At 66.7% G+C, this 1,542-nt stretch carries 1 protein-coding gene; it reads left to right on the top strand.

Annotation, left to right across the window (positions count from 1 at the left end; genetic code table 11):
• Nucleotides 1-273 precede the first annotated feature (273 nt).
• On the top strand, nt 274-1,431 hold the full coding sequence (locus tag GT495_RS10600) for an IS110 family transposase (RefSeq protein ID WP_370457662.1): 1,158 nt from the start codon (nt 274-276) through the stop codon (nt 1,429-1,431).
• Nucleotides 1,432-1,542 lie beyond the last annotated feature (111 nt).

Raw genomic sequence — 1,542 nt, 5'->3', positions numbered from 1 at the left:
CCATTACAGTCTGAAATAGGCCATCGATAAATTTCGATGGCGAGCATTCGGCGCATTGCCTACGATACGGGCAAGCCCCGAGGGGCCGCCGATCGGGCGCCTCCGGATGGCCGTCTGCCCCTGCCCCGTAGAGGGCCCGGGGGGTGTTGCCACCGGGGGCGCTCGCCGCTCCGGACGACTGATAGGAAACTGCCGGGCGCAAGCGCCACGGCCAGGTAATGTGGGTGTCGCGGGGAGGGGTTCCGATCGGCCTACCGATTGGAGGATACCACCGTGGCACCAATTAGAATGCCGGAAGCCGTCATCGGGCTCGATGTCGGGAAATCGTCCCACTGGGCATGCGTCGCGACTCGAGATGGCGAGGTGCTGTTGAGCACCCCCGTCGCGAACAGGGAGGGCGACCTGGACTCGCTGTTCGGCCGCTTCCCCGATGCGCTCGTGGTCGTCGACCAGTCGCGCAACATAGGCGCCCTCGCGCTCGCCCGCGCCAGGGCGGCCGGGATGTCGGCGGCGTACCTGCCGGGACTCGCGGCGCACGGGGCCGCCAGGCTCTTCGCCGGCGACGCCAAGACCGACGAGCGGGACGCGATGGTCATCGCGAAGACGGCGCTTGGCATCCCCGACGCGCTCCTGCCGGTCGGAGACCCAGGTCCGACGATTGCGGCGGCGAGGGCGCTGGCCGCCCAGAGGAACTTCCTGACCTGCGAGAACACTAGGAATAAGAACCGGCTGCGCAGCATCCTGCTGGAATCGTGCCCCGCCTTCGAGGCGCTGGTCGACCTGTCCGACGGGCCCCAGCTGAGGCTCATGGCATCCCTCGGCGGGGCCTGGTCGGTAGCCGACGCCGGGCCCCGCAGGGCGGCGGCGCTCACGCGTGGGGCGGCGCGCGGTAAGATCGAGGCCCTCGTCCGCTCGACAACCTCCTCGACAAGGCCGGATGCGTCGGTCGTCGCCGCCGAGGACCGGGCGGTGAAACTGCTCGCACGCAGGATATCCGAGAACTCGGCGGAGATCGAGGCGATCACGGCGGAGATCTCCGCCCTGCTCGAGGGCGACGATACCTACCGATGCCTCCTGACGGTGCCGGGCATCGGGCCCAAAACCGCTTCCGAGCTTGCGATCTCCATCGACATCGAAGACTTCCCCAGTCACGACAGGCTCGCGTCGTACTGCGGCCTGGCGCCGCGCAACCGCCAGTCGGGAACCTCGATCTCCTCGGTGACGGCATCGCGCCAAGGCAACAAGAGGCTGAAGAACCTGCTCATATTCTCATGTAACTGCCTCACCCGGACAGAGGGGAGATGGGGCGACTACTACACCAGGTGCCGAGAGCGGGGCATGTCGCACGGCAAGGCGCTCAAGGCGCTGGCGCGAAAGAGACTGAAGGTCATCTACGCGGTCATGCGAGACAGGGTGCCTTACGCAGCCTAGCCGAAACGCACCGAGCAGACTGAAGCCCACCGGCCTAATGGCTTGGCGTCAGCATGCCGCGATTCTGTCGCACGGAGAGCATTTCCCAGTTGACAAAACTATAGGAACACC

The sequence above is a fragment of the Collinsella sp. BIOML-A6 genome, assembly GCF_009875845.1.
Lineage (GTDB): Bacteria > Actinomycetota > Coriobacteriia > Coriobacteriales > Coriobacteriaceae > Collinsella > Collinsella aerofaciens_H.
The sequence above is the reverse complement of the archived record's forward strand: the minus strand, read 5'-3'. Positions and strand labels throughout refer to the sequence as shown.